This window comes from Volucribacter psittacicida (assembly GCF_004339025.1).
Taxonomy (GTDB): Bacteria; Pseudomonadota; Gammaproteobacteria; order Enterobacterales; family Pasteurellaceae; genus Volucribacter; species Volucribacter psittacicida.
On the sequence record NZ_SMFT01000005.1, the window covers coordinates 121,217 to 136,944 of the forward strand.

Sequence of the window (15,728 nt, forward strand, 5' to 3'; positions counted from 1 at the left end):
CGATACCCTTCTTACATTGCTTGTTACAATCAATTATTTGATAATTTTAGCAACAACACCCGCACCTACTGTACGACCACCTTCACGAATCGCAAAGCGTAAACCTTGGTCCATCGCGATTGGGTGAATTAGACTTACTGTCATTTTGATGTTATCGCCTGGCATTACCATTTCCACGCCTTCTGGTAACTCGATTGTACCTGTTACGTCAGTAGTACGGAAATAGAATTGTGGACGGTAACCTTTGAAGAATGGAGTATGACGACCACCTTCTTCTTTTGATAATACGTAAACTTCTGATTCGAAGTCTGTGTGTGGTGTGATTGAACCTGGTTTCGCTAATACTTGACCACGTTCGATCTCTTCACGTTTAGTACCACGTAATAACGCACCAATGTTCTCACCCGCACGACCTTCGTCTAATAATTTACGGAACATTTCAACACCTGTTACGGTTGTTTTGGTGGTTGGTTTGATACCAACGATTTCCACTTCATCACCAGTGCGGATAATACCACGCTCTACACGACCTGTTACTACGGTACCACGACCTGAAATTGAGAACACGTCTTCAATTGGTAATAAGAATGGTTGATCGATTGCACGCTCTGGCTCTGGGATATAGCTGTCTAAGTGACCTGCTAATTCAAGAATTTTTTCTTCCCACGCTGCATCGCCTTCTAAGGCTTTTAATGCTGAACCGCGTACGATTGGGGTATCATCACCTGGGAAATCATATTGAGAAAGAAGCTCACGCACTTCCATTTCAACTAATTCTAATAATTCTTCATCATCAACCATATCACATTTGTTTAAGAATACGATGATGTATGGTACACCTACTTGGCGACCTAAAAGGATATGCTCACGAGTTTGTGGCATAGGACCGTCTGTTGCTGCTACCACTAAGATAGCGCCGTCCATTTGTGCCGCACCAGTGATCATGTTTTTAACATAGTCCGCGTGTCCTGGGCAGTCAACGTGTGCATAGTGACGAGTTGGGGTATCATATTCTACGTGTGAAGTATTGATAGTAATACCACGTGCTTTTTCTTCTGGTGCATTATCAATTTGATCGAATGCACGAGCAGCACCACCATAATGTTTCGCTAATACTGTGGTAATTGCTGCGGTTAAAGTTGTTTTACCATGGTCAACGTGGCCGATTGTACCAACGTTTACATGGGGTTTGGTACGTTCAAATTTTTCTTTAGACATTGCTAAATTCCTTTGTAAGATAACCATAGCATAAATAATGCTATGGTTTTGTTAAAAAATTATTTTTTACGTGCTTCAATAACTGCTGCCGCTACATTAGCTGGCGCTTCAGCATACTTCAATGGTTCCATTGAGTATGATGCACGACCTTGAGTTTGTGAACGTAAATCAGTAGCATAACCAAACATTTCTGATAATGGCACTTCAGCACTGATCATAGTAACAAACTCATTACTTTCTTGACCGTTCACGATAGCACGACGACGGCTCAAGTCACCAATTACATCACCTACATATTCAGGTGGCGTTTCTACTTCAACTTTCATAATTGGCTCAAGTAACACTGGGTTTGCTTTCGCAAAGGCAGCTTTAAAGGCGATAGAAGCTGCTAATTTAAACGCTAACTCAGAAGAGTCAACATCATGGTAAGAACCGAAGTGTAAACGAATACCGATATCAACCACTGGATAACCTGCTAAAGGACCAGATTTAAGTTGTTCTTGGATACCTTTATCTACCGCAGGGATATATTCACCAGGGATAACACCACCTTTAATTTCGTTCACAAACTCATAGCCTGGACCTTCTGGATCTAATGGATACATATCAATAACCACATGACCATATTGACCACGACCACCTGATTGTTTAGCGTGTTTACCTTCAACATCTTTAACGGTACTACGGATAGTTTCACGATAAGATACTTGTGGTTTACCGATGTTCGCTTCTACTTTAAATTCACGTTTCATACGGTCAACGATAATATCTAAGTGTAACTCACCCATACCAGAGATAATGGTTTCTCCAGACTCTTCGTCAGTATGTACACGGAATGAAGGGTCTTCCTGAGCTAAACGACCTAATGCAAGACCCATTTTCTCTTGGTCTGCTTTAGTTTTAGGTTCTACCGCAACAGAAATTACTGGCTCAGGGAATTCCATACGCTCAAGAATGATTGGTGCATCTACTGCACATAATGAATCACCTGTACCTACATCTTTCAAACCAATAGCTGCCGCAATATCACCCGCACGAACTTCTTTGATTTCTTCACGTTTATTCGCGTGCATTTGTACAATACGACCAAAACGTTCACGTTTTTGTTTGGTTGAGTTAACTACGGTATCACCAGAATTAATCACCCCAGAATAAACACGGAAGAAGGTTAAGTTACCCACAAACGGGTCAGTAGCAATTTTAAATGCTAATGCAGCAAATGGCTCATCATCACTTGCATGACGCTCACCTTCTGTTTCATCTGGTAAAATACCTTTAATCGCAGGAATATCTGTTGGTGCTGGTAAATATTCGATAACCGCATCAAGCATTGCTTGTACACCTTTATTTTTGAAAGCTGAACCGCAAGTCACCAGAATGATTTCATTTTCTAATACACGTTGACGTAAGGCTGATTTAATTTCTTCTTCGGTTAACTCTTCGCCACCTAAGTATTTTTCCATTAATTCTTCAGAAGATTCCGCTGCTGCTTCGATCAGGTTATTACGCCATTCTTCACAGGCTTCAAGCATATCTGCTGGAATATCTTCATAAGTAAATGTCATACCTTGATCAGCTTCATTCCAGTTGATTGCTTTCATTTTAATTAAATCAACAACACCTTTGAAATTTTCTTCCGCACCAATTGGTAATTGTAAAGGTACAGCATTACCCCCTAAACGTGTTTTAATTTGTTCAACAACACGTAAGAAGTTTGCACCAGTACGGTCCATTTTATTAACAAAAGCGATACGAGGTACTTTATATTTATTTGCTTGACGCCATACAGTTTCAGATTGCGGTTGAACGCCACCTACCGCACAATAAACCATTACGGCACCATCAAGTACACGCATTGAACGCTCTACTTCAATAGTAAAGTCAACGTGTCCCGGGGTATCAATCACGTTAATACGGTGTTGTTCAAATTGTTGCGACATACCGCTCCAGAAAGCCGTTGTTGCCGCAGAAGTAATTGTAATACCACGCTCTTGCTCTTGTTCCATCCAGTCCATAGTGGCGGCACCATCATGCACCTCACCAATTTTATGACTTACACCAGTATAGAACAAGATACGCTCAGTAGTAGTGGTTTTACCCGCATCAATATGCGCACTAATACCGATATTACGATAGCGTGAAATAGGAGTTGTACGAGCCATTATTATTTCCTTGTTTGGAATCTAAATGTGAAATTTTAATATGCGTAAGGCTTTATCCATTTTGTTCACACAAAGATGAGATAAAGCCTATAAAACGTTGCTAAAAGCTGATTACCAACGGTAGTGAGCAAACGCTTTGTTAGCTTCAGCCATACGGTGAACGTCTTCACGTTTTTTCACCGCTGCACCTTTGTTATCTACTGCATCAGATAATTCGTTAGCTAAACGTAATGCCATAGATTTGTCACCACGCTTACGCGCAGCTTCCACAATCCAACGCATACCTAACGCATTACGACGTACTGGGCGTACTTCAACAGGTACTTGGTAAGTAGAACCACCAACACGACGAGATTTAACCTCTACGGTTGGACGAACATTTTCTAATGCCGCTTCAAAGGCATCTAAATGCTCTTTACCTGTACGTTGTGCTAACGTATCTAAAGCGTTATAAACGATTTTTTCAGCGATAGATTTTTTACCATCTACCATTAAAACATTGATAAATTTAGCAAGTAACTCTGATCCGAACTTTGGATCTGGAAGGATCTTGCGTTGACCAACAACACGACGACGTGGCATGGTATTTCTCCGTATATAAAAATAATCTTCAGGATATCCAAAACTCTTGTATAACATACCGCACTTTGGGCGGTATTGATTTTTTACTGGAGTTTATGGTTAATTAATTTACTAATTAGCGTTTGGCCTTACTTAACGGAGTTCCATTAAGCTTTAGGACGTTTAACGCCGTATTTAGAACGGCCTTGTTTACGATCTTTCACGCCTGCACAGTCAAGTGCACCACGAACGGTGTGATAACGCACACCCGGTAAATCTTTAACACGACCACCACGGATAAGCACAACACTGTGCTCTTGAAGGTTATGACCTTCGCCGCCGATATAAGAGGTTACTTCGTAACCATTAGTTAAACGAATACGGCATACTTTACGTAATGCTGAGTTCGGTTTTTTAGGTGTAGTTGTGTACACACGAGTACACACGCCACGTTTCTGCGGGCAAGCCTCTAATGCAGGAACGTTGCTTTTTACAACCTTTTTAACACGCGGTTTGCGTACTAGCTGGTTGATAGTTGCCATTAAATAAGCTCCAGTTTTTAATGATTATATAAAACACATATTTCTTGTTTACTATCCGATATACAGATAGACACGCAATTCTAGACCTCAAAATGCAAGCTGTCAAGAAATAAGCAGAGATCTTCGTCATTTAAGTAAGGAAATTTATCGTTGTTTCAATTTAAAACTAAGACAACAATAAAAAATTATAAACTCAGTTGTGGATAATATTGTTCTGTTAAGTGAACAAGATCCATCAGCGAAACCAACCGCACTTTTGGGGGTAATAACTCAAGGATATTGCGTGCTTGAGCGTCAATATCCAATACATAACAATCCGCCAATAACTGAGGATATTTGAGTGCCAATAAAACACCGTCTTGCCACAATAATACGGCATCTTTTTCGCCACATTGTGCCAAATAATATTGAAGTTGTTGGGCAGAATAATCTGCCTTTGCAAAGGTATAAAGCATGATATTTAAAAAGTTAAAATTTTTTCAGCTTGAGCCAATGTTTGAAAAATGTCATTTTCATTTAGCCTTATCACAGGTAAACTTGGTGATAAATGGCTTAATCCCAGGGTTTGCCAAGAGTGCTGGCAGAGATAACATTGCTCAATATCATATAATGTTAGTAATTTTAAACTGGCGGCAACATCTTTTTGTAAAATAAGCGCTGACTGTTGATTGGGTAATAAATTGAGTACCCCATCTTCAAGAAAAAAAACTGCAATCTGATCTTCTTCACAAAAAGCACTCGCCGCTAATAATGCGTCAAGCCCTTCTCGTATCGCGGCGGATCCATAAGGTGCCGAGCGAAAAACAAAAGCCAATTTAATCATAATGTGATCACCCTATCGGCAGTGAGCAAGGCTTGACTAAACTCGCCTAAGCCCGCTAATTGAAAACCTGTTGCAAGATTAGCTTGTTGAGTATTCCATGCACTATTTTCATCAACCACACCTCGCCGTTGGGCGGCGGCAATACACAAATGTAGCGGAACTTGATATTGTTGGCTTAATTGCTGCCAAGCCTGGGTTAAATTAAATTCATCATTGGCAGGATAAACGAAACCATTGCCATGACTCACGCCCTCTTGATAAAAAAAGATTTGGCTAATTTGATGTTTCGCAAGTAATAAGGCTTGAGCAAATTGATAGGCAAGAAATGCCCCCTGAGATCCATATACTGGCTGTCTGACGACTAAAACATATTTCATTATTTTGCCTCGTCTTGTTTAATTTGACGAATATACAAATAAACCGTATGACGAGAGATATTTAAACGCTCAGCCACTTGATTAATGGCATCTTTAATATCAAAAATCCCTTTTTCAAACAGGGACACTACAATTTGCCGATTTTTATTATTATTGGCGACAAATCGATCGGTTGTCACTTCTTCAATAGTATGTTCTAAGGTTTGTGAAACCAATTCCTCAACAGAACTTGCAAAATTCACTGGAGAGGTTTCTTGTTGTTGCACGGTTGGCATAAAACTCTGCAAAAACTGTGAAACAGGCACATCTAAGTTAATATTAATACATAATAAACCAATAATACGTTGTTGCGGATTACGGATAGCAATGGTAATAGACTTCATTAAACCACTGCCCTTTGCTCTGGTAAAATAAGGCTTAGACACATTCTCTGATCTCATATTATGCAAAGATTTTAAGGCAAAATCAGTAATGGGTGAGCCAACATTACGCTTGGTATTATGCCCATTGGCAATGCAAATCGCAGAATGTTCAATATCCGCCAAAGAATGTAACACGATTTCACAATGTTCACCAATAAGCAAAGCGAGTCCCTCTACAACCGCTTGATAAGATTTTAGAATATTGTGATCTTGCTCAGTAAAAGGACGTTTATCCGTTAACATAGTTATACTCATTATTTATTTAAAACGCACCGCACTTCTCTATACAAAAGTGCGGTCGTATTTTTCATTATTTTTCAGCAGGTTTCACATCTAACAATTCAATATCAAAAATTAACGTAGAATTTGGTGGAAGCTGCCAGCCCGCTTGATCGCCATAACCTAATTCAGGCGGTAGCACTAATTCAATTTTTCCTCCTTTCTTGATTAATTGTAATCCTTCAATCCACCCAGGGATTAGTTGATCCAATTTAAATTCAACAGGTTGTCCACGTTTTACTGAACTATCAAATTCTGTGCCATCCACTAATTTACCAACATAATGTACTTCAACTGTATCTTCTGGTTTTGGTGATACTCCTTCACCTTCTTTTTCAATTTTATATAAAAGACCAGAAGATGTTTGTTTTACCCCTGCCTGTTTCGCATAATTCGCACGAAACTCATCGCCTTGTTTTTTCGCTTCTTCGCCAGCTTTTTCCAATTCCGCTTTCTCAATTTCAGCCAATTTTGTGCTTAAGGCTTGTAAACGCTCACCAATTTCTTGATCAGATAAAGTCACCTTACCTTGCAAGCTATCCTCTACCCCGGCTAAAATGCGTGATGTGTTAAATTGAATCACCTCTTTTTGTGAAGCAACCATATCTTCAAGCTGTTTGCCCATAGCAACCCCTAAAGCATAAGAGGTGTCATCAATAAAGGTCTTGTCAGTAATTTGCTCTGCCATAACATGAGCAGAAAATAAAGAGGTAACGAGTAAAGCGACTGATGATAATTTTTTCATAAAAATATCCTTGTTATAGTTAATAAAAAAGAAATCTCCCCTTTCCTATTTATCATAGAATAGGTTAAAGTGTCTTAGCAACAATTTATAACACTTATTTGGAATAATATATGGACAATATGCAAAATTTTAAACGGCAGATCCAAGAATTAGAAATGAAAGTGACTTTTCAAGAAGGTATCATTGAAGATCTCAATCAATCTTTAGTGGAACAACAATTTCTTTTAGATAAAATTCAACGTCAATTACGCCATCTCGCTAATAAACTCAAGGATTTACAACCAACCAATATCGCAAGCCAAAGCGAAGAAACACCACCGCCCCATTATTAATCAATCAACAGAGGTTCATTATGCAAGCGTATCAACTCGCACAATATATCGATCATACGGCACTGAGTGCAGAAAAAACTGAACAAGATATTCTCACCCTCTGCGATGAAGCCATAGATTATGGCTTTTACGCCATTTGTATTAATCCTTGCCATATTCCTTTAGCCAAAGAGAAATTAAAAGGCAGTCATATTAAAATTTGTACCGTTATCGGCTTTCCTTTAGGGGCAAATGCAACAGCTGTTAAAGCCTTTGAAGCTCAACAAGCCATTGAGGCGGGGGCTAATGAAATTGATATGGTAATCAATATTGGTTGGCTCAAATCAGGACTTTGGGCAAAGGTTGAACAAGATATAGCTCAAGTGAAACAGATCTGTGATAATATTCCTTTAAAAGTGATATTAGAAACTTGCCTATTAAGCCCCGAAGAAATTACACAAGCCTGTGAGATTTGCAAACAGTTAAAGGTCGCTTTTGTTAAAACCTCAACGGGATTCAACAAAGGTGGAGCAACCCTTGAAGATGTCAAACTTATGCATTCTTTGGTCGCCAATAGCACAGAAGTAAAAGCCTCTGGAGGGATAAGAGATACCGATACAGCACTCGCAATGATTAATGCGGGAGCAACAAGAATAGGAACAAGCTCTGGCGTTGCCATTATTCATAATTTAGTTTCTCAAACACAAGAATATTAAAACTTTTTTATTTCTGACCGCACTTTATTGGTGTAATGAACATAATCTTTATTATGTCCATTACACCTATTTTGAAGTAATCATTTAAACTATCGGGCGTTGTCGATAAAACAACAAGCCTGGTAACGCTAAACCAAATACTAAAGCCCCTAAAATAAAACCCGTTTTCACGAAATTTTCTAATACTTGCGAAAGTAATTCTTGGCTATATCCATAATAATTAATTTGCACGATTGCAATCATCGCTTTATAGGCATATATGCCAGGAATCATGGGAATGATCGCCGCCACAGTAAATACTTTAGGATGAGCAAGATAATGATGAGAAAGTTTTACACCAATAAATCCAACGAATGCAGCAGCAACAAAGGTGGCGGGGACAAGATTAAGACCAAAGAAAGTCAATAATAACGTACGAGAAAGATGACCTAACGCCCCAAGTACCGCACAATACTTTAATGCCGTCACTGGAACATTAAATAATAATGCAAATCCTACCGCCGGCAAGGCTGAAAGTATTGCATCTTCCAACAAACTGAAGAATATCATCAATACCCTCCCCATTGATGAATATTGAGCAAAGATAAAGCTGCAACAATCCCTATACAAGCACCAAGGGTTAAAACAGTAGCCATCGCCCAACGTCCAATTCCCATATTAACGTGTCCCTTTAACACATCGGCAAGTGCATTAATTAGTTGTTACCAACCACCTAAAATGAGAAATTAGGGATTATGTGGGAATAAACGGAATTAAGTGGGATAAAACCAATAAAATCAAGGGTTAGAAAAAATTTTAGGGTTTTGTTTTTCTCAAAGTAAGTGAATGAGAAAAAATAGAAGAATGGGGAAAATTGCGGGTTTTAACCGCTTAAAATGAGAAAGTTAGAAAGCCGTTTAAATGTTGTTTAAATGGCTTTTTAATATTTGTGAACTAGCTAACAAAAAATAATTTAATTTATTGACATTAGTTTGATAACTTTAATATTATCAACGTATTAGGGGGCGATTTAAGGAAAAAACGCCCCTTAGATTGCTATTGCCTTTTGAAAGGTTAAGCTACTTTATAATCCTCAAGTGGCTCGGAGCTCTCTTTTTGTTTATTTATAGCCCTAACAACTAAATCTTCTGCAGTTGATATTAAACTATTTTGTTGTTGTTTATTGCAAAGCCTAAATAAACTAATTAAACGGCTTTCATCGTCATTTAAACCGTTTAATGAGGTTTGTGAATGGGGATTCAGAACAGCAAGCAAATTATTTACTGATTCTTTAACCTGTTTTATTTCTTTCTCTAATTCATCTGTTGACTTCTGTTTGTTTTGTGTATTGGTTGTTGTAGTATCAAAGCCTAATGCTTGCTGGACATCTAGTGGAAGTGATGTGTAGTGATACTCATAAGCAACCCCCTTTTTACCTTGAATTTGTCTTTTTTTCCAATTTTCCTTAGTTGCCTTCCTTGTTACATTAGTCGCTTTATTTGGTAATTTCCCTAAACCTTCTAGCTCAAAAGCCGAGAACCATTCATTTTTCATTTTGGAATTCATAAATCACCTTTGAAATTCACTAAGTGAATTCAAAAAGAATAAAAAATATTTTCAATAAAATCATAAAGATAATATCTATAAAGAAAATTAATTAAAATTCTTTTGAATTCTATTATTGATTTCTGAAAGAGTTCACTATAAGATAAAAATATAGTTAATTAGATTACTTTCATAACGTACTTAAAAAACCAACTTCAAAGGATCGCACATAATGGCAAGAAAAAAAAGAGCTAAAGATATGAGTAACTACGAAATTCGTGGCGAGCTTATGAAAAAGGGGCTTAGTTTGTCTAAATTGAGTACTAATAATGGATTAGCAAAAACGACTTTACGCAATGCATTAGATAAGTCTTACCCAAAAGGAGAACGTATTATTGCTGATGCTCTAGGTTTAGAACCTAAGGATATATGGCCATCACGTTACTAAGGAAACGAGTATGAAAGAATGGTTTACAGCAAAAGAATTATCAGGAATTCAGTCTTTGCCAACTTCACCATCAAATATTACGCGTTTAGCTACAAGTAAAAATTGGGAAAAAAGGCAAGTACAAGGGGTTAGAGGTGTAACTTACCAATACGCTTTCACTTCCCTTCCCCAAGAAGTCCAAACCGAGCTGTTACTAAAACACGCCCAAACCACAGCGGTTGAGCTAGCTGATAAGGGGAAATCCTCAAAAAAAGCCAAAGCATTAAATTATCTGCCTGATGTAATTTGGGCGGGATTTGATAAAGCAACCGAGCAACAACGGCAAAAAGCCAAAGAAAAGTTGGCATTAATTGTTGCGGTGGCGGACTTGGTGGAGAACGGTGCTGCCATTATGGACGCCATCAATTTGGTGGCAAAACAGCATAACGAAGCCGTTGGTTCGTTGAAACGGTGGTACTACAAAGTGCGGTCGTTTGAGCGTTCGGATTGGCTTCCTTTGTTGCTAGGTAAACAGGGCAAAAATCGTCAAGCCTATTGTGCGGAATTTACCCCCGCCGCATGGGAATTTTTTAAAGCGGATTATTTTCGCAATGAAGAGCCTCAATTTGCGGTGTGTTATCAGCGGTTAAAACGGGCTGCGGTCAAAAATAATTGGCAGATCCCAAGCCCTTCCAGCGTAAAACGCAAAATACAGCGGGAAATTCCGATGGTGCAACAGGTGTATTTACGCAAAGGCGAACACGCTTTAAGTCAATATTACCCAAGCCAACGCCGTAGTGTGGCGGATTTAGAGGCGTTTGAATGGGTAAATGGAGACGGTTATCAACATAACGTGTTTGTGAAGTGGCATAACGGCGAGATTGTGCGACCTAAGACGTGGATTTGGCAAGATGTTCGCACTAGAAAGATCCTTGCTTATCGCACTGATATTAGCGAAAACAGCGACAGTATTCGCCTTTCCTTAATGGACTTGGTTTACAAATACGGTATACCAAGAAACATCACGCTCGACAATACCCGAGCGGCAGCTAACAAATGGCTAACGGGCGGTGTGCCGAACCGTTATCGCTTTAAGGTAAAAGAGGATGATGTAAAAGGGATTATTCCGCTTTTAGGGATAAAACTGCACTGGACGAGCATTCAATTTGGCAAGGGGCATGGACAAGCTAAACCCATTGAGCGCGCCTTTTCCCATGGTGGTTTAGGCGAGTTAGTGGATAAGCACCCAAGTTTAGCGGGTTTTTATACGGGCGACAATGTGTATAACAAGCCTGATAACTATAACGGCGGACAAGCTGGGGTCGATTATGCCACCTTTATTTTAGCCCTAGAGCAAGGTATTCAAACCTTTAATGCCAAACAAAAACGGCATACCGAGCTTTGTCAAGGGGTTTACAGCTTTGATCAGGTGTTTGAACGAGATTATCAACAAACGGCAATCCGCCAAGCCAGTATGGAACAACTGCGTATTTTAATGCTAATGAGTGAAGCGGTATCCATTAAGAAAGACGGCACCTTTGAGCTGTCTTGTGGCGGTAAGGTGAATGGGCGTCAGAATCGTTATTTAGCCATCGATTTGATCGGCTCACATTATAAAAAAGTGGTTGTGAGATTTGATCCTCAACAACTGCATAGCGACGTATGGGTATATAGCCTTGAGGGCGAATTTTTAGCTCAAGCTATTTGCCAAGAAGCTATCGCCTTTGGAGATAAAGCAACGGGACGGGAACACGACAGATTGCGTAAGCAATTTACCAGAGAGAATAAAAAGGCAGCACAATCACAAATTAAGATGGATACATTAGAAGTCAGTCGGTTGATGCCAGAGGTGGAGTTAGAGGAAGAGCCGACAGAGCCGAAAATTATTGAGCTGGTCAAAATGGGCAATACGGTGCGGAAAGTAACCGTTGATAAAGAGGAAGAAACAATGAATGAATTTGAGCAAAGTCTGCAAAGAGGGCTTACCCGAATTAAATAACAGGAGCTAATTATGACATTAATTCAACAAATACAAAGCATTATTGATCGTGGCGAAATGAGCCAAGTGGAAATCGCCAAAAAGATGGGGTTCACTGCCAGCGTATTAAGTACCTATCTAAAGGGAAAATATAAGGGCAATAATCAAGCGGTAGAACAGGCTATTATCAATTTCTTGCAATCGCGTGAGAAAAAAGCCAAGCAATTTATTGAAGGACCGAGCTTTATTGAAACCGCCACCGCCCAAAAAGTCTTTAATTCATTAGATATGGCAAAAATCCTTGGCACGATGGTAACGGTTTATGGGGCAAGTGGCGTGGGGAAAACCAAAGCCTGCCAAGAATATAAACGGGTAAATGCCAATGTATGGCTTATCACAGCAAGCCCTGCTCGGGCAACCTTATCCAGTATTTTATATGAGTTAGCCCTTGAATTAGGTATTAACGATGCCCCTAGACGTAAAGATCGTTTATCACGCTTAATCACGAAGAAATTACTGAATACACAGGGTTTAGTGATTATTGATGAAAGTGATCATCTGCCTTATGACGCCCTTGAAGAAATTCGCATTATTCAAGAGGAAGCCAATGTGGGGTTTGCGTTAATTGGGAATGACAAGGTTTATACCCGTTTACAAGGTGGCGTCAACCAAGCCCATGAATATGCCAGACTTTGGTCAAGAATAGGTAATCATTGCCACGTCAAAGCCTCAACAAAAAAAGATATTCAGGCGATTGCACAGGCTTGGGACATCAATATTGAAGATAAAGATTTTATGACGGTTCTATACGATATTGGCACGAAAGCAGGCGGTTTACGCGCCTTAACCCAGTATTTGCGTTTAGCAGGTATTGCCGCCAAAGGTAACGGCACGTTGATTACCTTGGATTTAGTGTTACAAGCCCAAGCACAAATGCGAGGGGCTTAAGATGAAAAAATATTTAACTCTAATCATACCGCTTTTGTTATCAGCCTGTCAGCAAGCGGAACAAGACGTCTGCGATCAATCCTGCTGGCAAGAAAAGGCAAGGCAAGAATGGAAAGCCGAACACGGTAAATTTCAGCCGAATTTAACACCCGAGCAGGAAGAATATATCCAAGACTGGCTGATTAAGCATTACCCGAATACGGATTTTTATAACTACATAGGAGAATAAAACGTGCTGGAAATAGGAAAAATATATCTGATTACCCGAAAAGACCCTTTATTTATTAAATATTGTGTTTTATGGGGAGAAGAAAACCGCAACAACCCTAATCAACTTATTGATGTGCTGGTACATGGGATTAGCCATTTTGAAGTTTTAGTGAAAAAAAGATCAATAAAAGTTGTCGCAATTTTAAATGAAAACAAGGAGTCATTATGAGCAAAACTGTCATTGAAGGCAAAACTTACTGGAAAGACGCGAAAGGGCATTTAACCCCCGATGAGTTAGTGCGGGAAATAGATAAAGAGCGTGATGCCCTAGTGCGTGATTTTGTTGAAAAGGCAATGAATGTACAACAGGCAATGAAAGCCTTTAAGCAACAAGTTTTTAATGATGTTGGGGCATTTGTTGACCTGTCTTCCGAAAAATACGGGGTAAAAATGGGTGGGCGTAAAGGGAATTTAACCCTATTTACCTATGACGGTAAATATAAATTACAGGTGGCGGTATCTGACCATATTCGGTTTGATGAGCGTATTCACGCCGCCAAAACCTTGATTGATGAATGTTTGCATGAATGGTCAGTTGAAGCACGTCCTGAACTGCGCTCATTAATTGATAACGCTTTCCAAGTGGATAAGGAAGGTAACTTAAGTACTGCTCGCATTTTCTCATTAAGAAAGGTGGATATTCAAGATGAACGTTGGCTAAAAGCGATGCAAGCCATTTCGGACAGTATGCAGGTGATCAGCAGTAAAGATTATATCCGTTTTTATGAACGCGATGAGCAAGGTAAATATCAGCCAGTGAGTTTGGATATGGCGGGGGTTTAAATGGAAATCTTACTTTACATTGTTATGGGCGCATTTTTAATTCCTCTTGCATTTGGTTTAGGTTGTATATGCATTATATGTATTCTTAACTTAATAGGATAAATAGTTTAAAGCCCATTTAAACGCCTTTTAACGTGCTTTTAAGAGGCGTTTGGAATGTGTTTTAACCACGCAAATAAGGAGAAAAGATGAAACACAATTTTAAACAATTAAGCCAACTGGCGGCGGAAGTAGAAAAGGCTGGCGACTTGAGTTATGCCGCAGAGTTATGGCGAAAATCGGCAAGTTTAGCAAGAAATCCGCAAAACCAAGACTATTGCTTAAACCGTATGGCGTTTTGTTTGCATTATAAAAAAGGAGCGGAGAATGGACGTTAATAGCAAGTTGGATTTAAAAGAGCAGATGAATATCAGTATTAACCTAATGATTGATAGCCTGCATATGCTGGATTGTGATGATATTGGGGCGGCGTTGCAGATGTGGCAGGTTGCGATTAATAAAGCAAAAGAAACGAAAATTAGAATGGTAAGCGTGGCGAATAGCCTTAATCAATAAGGAGTAAATTATGGAGCTTGAGCTTGGAAAAGTATTACTAACCCTTGAAATTGAGTTAGACGAAAATAGCGCCAGTGAGTTGGTCTTTTCAAAGAATACAGAGGTATTAGGCGGCAAAGTCTTACAAGTTAATTGGGAAGGTAGCTTATTTGGAGAAGTTAATTGGTACCGAGCGTTGTTAGATGGCAAAACTATGGCTTTTTTGGCTATGAGAGATATTCCTGATGAACGATTAAAGCGTGCTTTCTCTAAGGCATTAAATGAATTAGTGGCGGAAATCAAAGAGGAAGAAGCTGAACAAGATAAGGACGAGTTGCCGTATTAACCTTTATTTAGGACATTTTGATAACAAATTTTATTTATAACAAGGTAAAAAATAATGGAAAAAAGAGAGGATAAGCTATTAGCTAAGATTCATAAATTACTTGCATTATCAAAATCAGCTAATCCCTATGAAGCGGCAAAAGCCTTAGAAATGGCACAAAAATTGATGGAAAAACACAATATACATCAAGACGATGTGGAAATGAGTGAACATCAGTCTGAGGTATTATTTGCCAAGCGTACGCCTGTTTATGTGCATAATTTGGCATCTATTATCCAAAAATGTTTTGGTGTTGAATGTTATTTCAATGAAGGTATCAAAACAAAAGCGGTATTTTTAGGCGAAAATGAGCGTCCTAAAATTGCCAGCTATTGCTTTGATGTTCTCTATCGGCAATTAGCAAAAGCACGCAAAGAATTTACGGCAACACAAAGTAAACGATTAAAACGTAGTACGTTAATTGCACGAGCAGATGCTTTTTGTGAGGGCTGGACTGCAGGGGTATATCAGAATGTTAAAGATTTCGCAATGCCCCCTGAAGAAAAAGAAAAACTTGAACGCCATTATAATCGGATTCAGCAACAAAAAAACTTCATTCAAGGTAGTACAAGAAAAGTTGGAAATACCAGAGAAAGTGAGGGTAATAATGCGAGATATAAAGGCTTTCAAGTGGGTAAAAAAGTGACTTTAAACCATGGCGTTAATGGTAAAGAGTCTTTGAAATTAGGGCATGGGAATTAAAGTCTATTTACAGCCCATTAG

General features: G+C 39.0%; 23 protein-coding genes and 1 pseudogene. 12 read left to right on the forward strand and 12 right to left on the reverse strand.

Features of this window, described 5'->3' with window-relative positions; genetic code table 11:
• Positions 1–33: 33 nt before the first annotated feature.
• From tuf to fkpA, 9 genes are all read right to left on the reverse strand, one after another.
• On the reverse strand, positions 34–1,218 hold the full coding sequence (tuf, locus tag EV694_RS09360) for an elongation factor Tu (RefSeq protein WP_132691845.1): 1,185 nt from the start codon (positions 1,216–1,218) through the stop codon (positions 34–36).
• 59 nt (positions 1,219–1,277) lie between these two features.
• The gene (gene fusA, locus EV694_RS09365; protein WP_132691848.1) at positions 1,278–3,380 is read right to left on the reverse strand and encodes an elongation factor G; all 2,103 of its coding nucleotides are present in this window, start codon (positions 3,378–3,380) and stop codon (positions 1,278–1,280) included.
• Between the two features lie 111 nt (positions 3,381–3,491).
• Positions 3,492–3,962, reverse strand: coding sequence for a 30S ribosomal protein S7 (gene rpsG, locus EV694_RS09370; RefSeq protein WP_132691849.1), 471 nt, complete (start codon positions 3,960–3,962; stop codon positions 3,492–3,494).
• Positions 3,963–4,108: 146 nt separating this feature from the next.
• Complete coding sequence (rpsL, locus tag EV694_RS09375) at positions 4,109–4,483, reverse strand: 30S ribosomal protein S12 (protein WP_013745731.1); 375 nt, start codon at positions 4,481–4,483, stop codon at positions 4,109–4,111.
• A 185-nt stretch (positions 4,484–4,668) separates the two neighbouring features.
• Entirely contained in the window at positions 4,669–4,938 is a 270-nt protein-coding gene (locus tag EV694_RS09380; protein ID WP_132691851.1) for a DsrH/TusB family sulfur relay protein, read from the reverse strand.
• Between the two features lie 5 nt (positions 4,939–4,943).
• Positions 4,944–5,306 carry a sulfurtransferase complex subunit TusC gene (tusC, locus tag EV694_RS09385; protein ID WP_132691853.1) on the reverse strand — a complete coding sequence of 121 codons (363 nt, stop codon included), beginning with the start codon at positions 5,304–5,306 and terminating at the stop codon, positions 4,944–4,946.
• Positions 5,303–5,683, reverse strand: coding sequence for a sulfurtransferase complex subunit TusD (gene tusD / locus EV694_RS09390; RefSeq protein ID WP_132691855.1), 381 nt, complete (start codon positions 5,681–5,683; stop codon positions 5,303–5,305). Before tusD ends, tusC begins: the two co-directional genes overlap by 4 nt.
• Complete coding sequence (locus EV694_RS09395) at positions 5,683–6,348, reverse strand: helix-turn-helix transcriptional regulator (RefSeq protein WP_132691857.1); 666 nt, start codon at positions 6,346–6,348, stop codon at positions 5,683–5,685. Before EV694_RS09395 ends, tusD begins: the two co-directional genes overlap by 1 nt.
• Before the next feature lie 67 nt (positions 6,349–6,415).
• Entirely contained in the window at positions 6,416–7,129 is a 714-nt protein-coding gene (gene fkpA, locus EV694_RS09400) for an FKBP-type peptidyl-prolyl cis-trans isomerase (protein ID WP_165865517.1), read from the reverse strand.
• A gap of 110 nt (positions 7,130–7,239) precedes the next feature.
• Here fkpA and EV694_RS09405 point away from each other — a divergent pair, with 110 nt between their 5' ends.
• A complete protein-coding gene (locus EV694_RS09405) occupies positions 7,240–7,461 on the forward strand; it encodes a SlyX family protein (RefSeq protein ID WP_132691861.1) in 222 nt (73 codons plus the stop codon).
• A gap of 20 nt (positions 7,462–7,481) precedes the next feature.
• Positions 7,482–8,156 carry a deoxyribose-phosphate aldolase gene (gene deoC / locus EV694_RS09410; protein WP_132691863.1) on the forward strand — a complete coding sequence of 225 codons (675 nt, stop codon included), beginning with the start codon at positions 7,482–7,484 and terminating at the stop codon, positions 8,154–8,156.
• Between the two features lie 84 nt (positions 8,157–8,240).
• Here the strand turns inward: deoC and EV694_RS09415 are convergent, their stop codons facing one another.
• From EV694_RS09415 to EV694_RS09425, 3 genes and pseudogenes are all read right to left on the reverse strand, one after another.
• Complete coding sequence (locus EV694_RS09415) at positions 8,241–8,705, reverse strand: threonine/serine exporter family protein (protein WP_132691865.1); 465 nt, start codon at positions 8,703–8,705, stop codon at positions 8,241–8,243.
• Positions 8,705–8,854, reverse strand: a pseudogene (locus tag EV694_RS10920) (threonine/serine exporter family protein); the annotation flags it as partial. The pseudogene EV694_RS10920 and the gene EV694_RS09415, both read right to left, overlap by 1 nt.
• Positions 8,855–9,209: 355 nt before the next feature.
• Positions 9,210–9,701 carry a DNA-binding protein gene (locus tag EV694_RS09425; RefSeq protein WP_132691869.1) on the reverse strand — a complete coding sequence of 164 codons (492 nt, stop codon included), beginning with the start codon at positions 9,699–9,701 and terminating at the stop codon, positions 9,210–9,212.
• Positions 9,702–9,912: 211 nt separating this feature from the next.
• Here EV694_RS09425 and EV694_RS09430 point away from each other — a divergent pair, with 211 nt between their 5' ends.
• The 10 genes from EV694_RS09430 to EV694_RS09475 all read left to right on the forward strand — a co-directional run bounded on the left by EV694_RS09430 (position 9,913) and on the right by EV694_RS09475 (position 15,707).
• Positions 9,913–10,128, forward strand: a complete 216-nt coding sequence (locus EV694_RS09430; RefSeq protein WP_132691871.1) for a helix-turn-helix domain-containing protein — start codon at positions 9,913–9,915, stop codon at positions 10,126–10,128.
• Between the two features lie 10 nt (positions 10,129–10,138).
• Positions 10,139–12,106, forward strand: coding sequence for a transposase domain-containing protein (locus EV694_RS09435; RefSeq protein WP_132691873.1), 1,968 nt, complete (start codon positions 10,139–10,141; stop codon positions 12,104–12,106).
• Positions 12,107–12,118: 12 nt separating this feature from the next.
• On the forward strand, positions 12,119–13,033 hold the full coding sequence (locus EV694_RS09440; protein WP_132691875.1) for an AAA family ATPase: 915 nt from the start codon (positions 12,119–12,121) through the stop codon (positions 13,031–13,033).
• 1 nt (position 13,034) lies between these two features.
• Entirely contained in the window at positions 13,035–13,262 is a 228-nt protein-coding gene (locus EV694_RS09445; protein ID WP_132691877.1) for a hypothetical protein, read from the forward strand.
• 3 nt (positions 13,263–13,265) lie between these two features.
• Positions 13,266–13,472: a hypothetical protein gene (locus EV694_RS09450; RefSeq protein ID WP_132691879.1), complete on the forward strand. Its 207-nt coding sequence runs from the start codon at positions 13,266–13,268 to the stop codon at positions 13,470–13,472.
• Positions 13,469–14,086 (forward strand): DUF3164 family protein, encoded by a 618-nt coding sequence (locus EV694_RS09455; protein WP_132691881.1) that lies wholly within the window; start codon positions 13,469–13,471, stop codon positions 14,084–14,086. Before EV694_RS09450 ends, EV694_RS09455 begins: the two co-directional genes overlap by 4 nt.
• Before the next feature lie 188 nt (positions 14,087–14,274).
• Positions 14,275–14,463, forward strand: a complete 189-nt coding sequence (locus tag EV694_RS09460) for an ANR family transcriptional regulator (protein ID WP_132691883.1) — start codon at positions 14,275–14,277, stop codon at positions 14,461–14,463.
• Positions 14,453–14,641 carry a hypothetical protein gene (locus EV694_RS09465; RefSeq protein WP_132691885.1) on the forward strand — a complete coding sequence of 63 codons (189 nt, stop codon included), beginning with the start codon at positions 14,453–14,455 and terminating at the stop codon, positions 14,639–14,641. Before EV694_RS09460 ends, EV694_RS09465 begins: the two co-directional genes overlap by 11 nt.
• A 10-nt stretch (positions 14,642–14,651) precedes the next feature.
• Positions 14,652–14,966 carry a hypothetical protein gene (locus EV694_RS09470; protein ID WP_132691887.1) on the forward strand — a complete coding sequence of 105 codons (315 nt, stop codon included), beginning with the start codon at positions 14,652–14,654 and terminating at the stop codon, positions 14,964–14,966.
• Between the two features lie 54 nt (positions 14,967–15,020).
• Complete coding sequence (locus tag EV694_RS09475; protein WP_132691889.1) at positions 15,021–15,707, forward strand: DUF2786 domain-containing protein; 687 nt, start codon at positions 15,021–15,023, stop codon at positions 15,705–15,707.
• Positions 15,708–15,728 lie beyond the last annotated feature (21 nt).

Bases quoted from the DNA above. Each gene is read 5' to 3' on its own strand.
- tuf (WP_132691845.1), bottom strand. From the start codon at position 1,218: ATGTCTAAAGAAAAATTTGAACGTACCAAACCCCATGTAAACGTTGGT.
- fusA (WP_132691848.1), bottom strand. From the start codon at position 3,380: ATGGCTCGTACAACTCCTATTTCACGCTATCGTAATATCGGTATTAGT.
- rpsG (WP_132691849.1), bottom strand. From the start codon at position 3,962: ATGCCACGTCGTCGTGTTGTTGGTCAACGCAAGATCCTTCCAGATCCA.
- rpsL (WP_013745731.1), bottom strand. From the start codon at position 4,483: ATGGCAACTATCAACCAGCTAGTACGCAAACCGCGTGTTAAAAAGGTT.
- EV694_RS09380 (WP_132691851.1), bottom strand. From the start codon at position 4,938: ATGCTTTATACCTTTGCAAAGGCAGATTATTCTGCCCAACAACTTCAA.
- tusC (WP_132691853.1), bottom strand. From the start codon at position 5,306: ATGATTAAATTGGCTTTTGTTTTTCGCTCGGCACCTTATGGATCCGCC.
- tusD (WP_132691855.1), bottom strand. From the start codon at position 5,683: ATGAAATATGTTTTAGTCGTCAGACAGCCAGTATATGGATCTCAGGGG.
- EV694_RS09395 (WP_132691857.1), bottom strand. From the start codon at position 6,348: ATGTTAACGGATAAACGTCCTTTTACTGAGCAAGATCACAATATTCTA.
- fkpA (WP_165865517.1), bottom strand. From the start codon at position 7,129: ATGAAAAAATTATCATCAGTCGCTTTACTCGTTACCTCTTTATTTTCT.
- EV694_RS09405 (WP_132691861.1), top strand. From the start codon at position 7,240: ATGGACAATATGCAAAATTTTAAACGGCAGATCCAAGAATTAGAAATG.
- deoC (WP_132691863.1), top strand. From the start codon at position 7,482: ATGCAAGCGTATCAACTCGCACAATATATCGATCATACGGCACTGAGT.
- EV694_RS09415 (WP_132691865.1), bottom strand. From the start codon at position 8,705: ATGATATTCTTCAGTTTGTTGGAAGATGCAATACTTTCAGCCTTGCCG.
- EV694_RS09425 (WP_132691869.1), bottom strand. From the start codon at position 9,701: ATGAATTCCAAAATGAAAAATGAATGGTTCTCGGCTTTTGAGCTAGAA.
- EV694_RS09430 (WP_132691871.1), top strand. From the start codon at position 9,913: ATGGCAAGAAAAAAAAGAGCTAAAGATATGAGTAACTACGAAATTCGT.
- EV694_RS09435 (WP_132691873.1), top strand. From the start codon at position 10,139: ATGAAAGAATGGTTTACAGCAAAAGAATTATCAGGAATTCAGTCTTTG.
- EV694_RS09440 (WP_132691875.1), top strand. From the start codon at position 12,119: ATGACATTAATTCAACAAATACAAAGCATTATTGATCGTGGCGAAATG.
- EV694_RS09445 (WP_132691877.1), top strand. From the start codon at position 13,035: ATGAAAAAATATTTAACTCTAATCATACCGCTTTTGTTATCAGCCTGT.
- EV694_RS09455 (WP_132691881.1), top strand. From the start codon at position 13,469: ATGAGCAAAACTGTCATTGAAGGCAAAACTTACTGGAAAGACGCGAAA.
- EV694_RS09460 (WP_132691883.1), top strand. From the start codon at position 14,275: ATGAAACACAATTTTAAACAATTAAGCCAACTGGCGGCGGAAGTAGAA.
- EV694_RS09465 (WP_132691885.1), top strand. From the start codon at position 14,453: ATGGACGTTAATAGCAAGTTGGATTTAAAAGAGCAGATGAATATCAGT.
- EV694_RS09470 (WP_132691887.1), top strand. From the start codon at position 14,652: ATGGAGCTTGAGCTTGGAAAAGTATTACTAACCCTTGAAATTGAGTTA.
- EV694_RS09475 (WP_132691889.1), top strand. From the start codon at position 15,021: ATGGAAAAAAGAGAGGATAAGCTATTAGCTAAGATTCATAAATTACTT.